At 61.5% G+C, this 3,218-nt stretch carries 5 protein-coding genes; 1 reads left to right on the top strand and 4 read right to left on the bottom strand.

Annotated features, from left to right (window positions below):
* The 4 genes from V0R62_RS26560 to V0R62_RS26575 all read right to left on the bottom strand — a co-directional run.
* Positions 1–768 (bottom strand): T6SS effector BTH_I2691 family protein (locus V0R62_RS26560; RefSeq protein WP_330105814.1); only part of this gene is annotated, 768 nt, incomplete at its 3' end.
* A 345-nt stretch (positions 769–1,113) separates the two neighbouring features.
* A complete protein-coding gene (locus V0R62_RS26565) occupies positions 1,114–1,629 on the bottom strand; it encodes a DUF4880 domain-containing protein (RefSeq protein ID WP_330105815.1) in 516 nt (171 codons plus the stop codon).
* 60 nt (positions 1,630–1,689) lie between these two features.
* Positions 1,690–2,007: a hypothetical protein gene (locus tag V0R62_RS26570; protein ID WP_330105816.1), complete on the bottom strand. Its 318-nt coding sequence runs from the start codon at positions 2,005–2,007 to the stop codon at positions 1,690–1,692.
* A gap of 55 nt (positions 2,008–2,062) precedes the next feature.
* Positions 2,063–2,377 (bottom strand): DUF6124 family protein, encoded by a 315-nt coding sequence (locus V0R62_RS26575; protein ID WP_330105817.1) that lies wholly within the window; start codon positions 2,375–2,377, stop codon positions 2,063–2,065.
* Positions 2,378–2,506: 129 nt separating this feature from the next.
* Between V0R62_RS26575 and V0R62_RS26580 the strand changes: the two genes are divergently transcribed.
* Positions 2,507–3,163, top strand: coding sequence for a LexA family protein (locus V0R62_RS26580; protein WP_330105818.1), 657 nt, complete (start codon positions 2,507–2,509; stop codon positions 3,161–3,163).
* The last annotated feature ends 55 nt before the right edge of the window (positions 3,164–3,218 follow it).

The following is a 3,218-nucleotide window of genomic DNA, read 5'->3' on the forward strand; positions in this document are numbered from 1 at the left end:
AACCATGCCGACGGGGTCTGGCACCGTCAGCGCGAGCACGCCGTCGGCGAGCTCTTCGCGTTGTATCAGGGCAGCGATGTACGTGCGCGTGGCCGCCAGGCGCTCGAGGCGAGGGTAGAAGCCATGGACGCTGGTGAAGGGGCCGGTGCTTGGCACGGCATATTCCAGGACCTCGTCGAGTTGCAGGCGGTCTGCGTGCATGGCCCGGCCCACACTGCCGGGCGCTTCGCGGGCCGCTTTCAGGTCGAGTACGAGGAAGCGGCTGGTGAGCTCGGGGTCGTTGTTCGCGATGGCGTGCTTGTACTGGTCCAGCACGGGCTTGGGCCAGGGGTCGTTGGCGAAGGCGATCCAGGCGGTCGAGTACAGCAGGGTGTTGATGTTGATGAACGACGCGATGACATCGTGATGTTCTTGCCGGCAGGCCGTGGACAAGGGTTTGCCGGCTTGCGGGGGTGGCTGGAAGGCCGGGAACTGGCGCAGTGCCCCTTCGGGGGTGACCTGATAGGCGTGCCAGACCCGTTGATCGAGCAGCACGTAAACATAGCCCTGGCGCAGGATGCGCAACTGTTCGTTGTGCATGGGGATGCCGGCGATACCGTTGTAGTTGGGCAGGTTGCGCGTGCTCAGGGTCTTGGGGCTGGGGGCGTAGGCGGTCCGCAGCAGGAGGATGGGCAGGCCGATACGCTGGCAGGCGGAACAGCGGGGCTTGGGGACGGGGATGGCTTGGCGTTGTGCGTCCAGGATGGATTGACTGAGGCTGAGGGTCATGGGCGCGCCCCCTTTGCAAATCGTTGGGGCAGCATGAGTCGGTGGCGCGGATAGCTGGAAGGCGCAATCTCGCATTCGGTTTTAGCGATGAAGGGGTTTGACCTGTAGCGCAGGTCGGAATGGTTAAGCATGGCGGTCCCTGTCCATTGTTGTCGGGCGCCTCAACGTGGAGAGGCGCGCTCGATGCGTGGCACAAGGCTAGGACCATAGGGGGCGTGCGGGAGGAAGTCTTGCCAACGGCTTCCTACATTGCTGTAGGAAAGTTCTCTTTGAGGGGCTGTTATGACTTCAAACCACCGGCTAGAGCGGTCGGGGCAGGAATTTTCGGGGGGCTGCGCCCCGGGTTCAGGTCAGCAGTCCTAACGCCACGAGGGCGGCAACACCGAGCCCGACGGCAATCGAGCAGCCACCCAGCGACAGCGCCGCACGCCCTTGCCGGTACCAGCCGTCGTGGCCCAATTGCCGGGCAGGGGCAAGCAGGCTGCGCCAGCGCAGTTCGGTTTCGTGGAAGGCGCGCAGGTGGTCGGGGTCGGCATCCAGCCAGCGGCGGAAGTCGATGCGTTCGCTGGCGGTCACCTGCGGGCTCTGCAGGCGCACGTACCATTGGCCGGCGATGCTGGCCAGCGCGTCGCCTGGGGCGCGGGCGGTCTGCAGGGCCTGGTTCATATGGCGTTCGATGCTGATCAGCGGCAGGTCCAGGCGTTCGGCGATGGCGGCGAAGCCCTGCTGGTCGAGACGGTTGAGCAGGAAGACTTGCTGGACCCGGCGCGGCAGGCGCTTGAGCGCATGCAGCAGCGCGTCATCGCCATGCTGTTCAGCGGTGCGCGGGTCGTGCTCGAGGGGCAGCAGCAGGCGGGTCATGGACAGCTCCTTGCTCATTAAGGAAAGGGGTGGGGGCATCTTCCTTGACGCGAAGCCAGCTTAGGCTAAACGAGATTGATTCTCAAGTGCTGATTCCGCAAAGATTTGTAATGAGCGTTCACGTCCTGACACAGTTTTGCTATCATCGCCGCCATCAACGATCTTCATTAGCCTGAAGAGCCAAAAAAAAATGACCCGGCAAAAAGCCGGGTCAAAAACCGTGATTAGCCTGATGAGGAGATAATCTGAGCGTCCGACCTGAGGACGTTGCAGGTTATCCAGCGGGTCTCGCGACCTGCTGAGTGCAATAATAATCGTTATCATTTGCCAGTCAAATGATTTTTCCACGATTGGCAAAAAAATATCTAACTGACGCACACCTCGTCCCCGGCAATCGGGGCTTTTGCCGTTCGTCGGCTATCACGTTCTCCCTTCAGATCGATGCCTTTTCCGTGGCGTGGTACTGCTCCAGCAGGGCGCGGGCCATGTTGACCATGTGCATCAGCGCAAACACCACTTCCCGCGTCGTGCCCTGCAGATGGTTGCCGGTTTCCTGTGCCGTGGCCGACGCGCAGCGCAGCAGGGCCATGGCATGGTCGCAGGCCTGGGCGTTGCTGACGCCTTCGCGCAGGGTCCATAGCGAACGCTCCAGGTCGCGGGGCGTGGGGGTGGGGTTGAGGTAGAAATCGAGGGCGCGGCGGGCTGCTTCTTCGTCGAGATCTGTTTCTTCTTTTGTCGAATTGCTCATGACTGCTCCTGTGAAATCCCTTCGAGGACAATGAGCGTTGATGGTAGGTCAATTTGTATTATTTTTTAGTTCTGAGATAATTCAGGATGTGTATTGATGCCGTTCATCCAGTCCGTATCGTTCACAGCCATGGAAAACTGGATCGAATTTCTCTCGCGCTACCAGCGCGAGCACAACCTCAAGCAGCATCAACTGGCCGAGCGCCTGGGCATGACCCAAGGCGGTGTCGGCCATTGGCTGCGTGGCACGCGCAGACCCACCCTGGTGACAGTCAACGAGAAACTGGAAAAGCTCGGGCTGGTTTACCTCGAAGCGCGGGTGATGGTGGTCGAGCGTGACACCACGGTTCGCGAGACCAGAGGTGTCTATGCCGTAGAGCGGCCGCAATCAGTCAATGCCCTGCGCCATGCCAGTTTTCGCTTTCCAGTGCTGGGCTGGGCCGATCTGGATGGGCCTTTGCCGCAATCCAGTGAAATTCACGAGTTGACCGATTACATGCCTGCGGGCAACGCGTTCTGGTTGCCGGTCGAGAACGATTCGATGAATGCCGCCAGTGGCAGGAGCGTTCCGCAGGGGATGCGGGTGTTGGTGGATGCCGGGGTCGAGGTGACGCCGGGCAGGCTGGTGGTGGCTCGGCAGCCCCGTAAGCCGGCGGTATTGCGTGAGTTGATCGAGGAGGGTGGGCAGCGGATGCTCAGGCCGCTCAATACCTTGTATCCGACGGTGTTGTGCGAGGAGGGGTGCGAGTTCCTTGGTGTTGTGGTGCGGATGCACGGGGTGCTCTAGATCGCCGGGGCTGCTGTGCAGCCCTTTCGCGGCACAAGGCCGCGCCTACAGGGAT

The sequence above is a fragment of the Pseudomonas carassii genome (assembly GCF_036324045.1).
GTDB lineage: Bacteria > Pseudomonadota > Gammaproteobacteria > Pseudomonadales > Pseudomonadaceae > Aquipseudomonas > Aquipseudomonas peradeniyensis.

What these genes read in the sequence shown, in the direction of transcription:
- V0R62_RS26580 (WP_330105818.1), top strand. Translation starts at nt 2,507, where the DNA reads ATGGAAAACTGGATCGAATTTCTCTCGCGCTACCAGCGCGAGCACAAC.
- V0R62_RS26565 (WP_330105815.1), bottom strand. Translation starts at nt 1,629, where the DNA reads ATGACCCGCCTGCTGCTGCCCCTCGAGCACGACCCGCGCACCGCTGAA.
- V0R62_RS26575 (WP_330105817.1), bottom strand. Translation starts at nt 2,377, where the DNA reads ATGAGCAATTCGACAAAAGAAGAAACAGATCTCGACGAAGAAGCAGCC.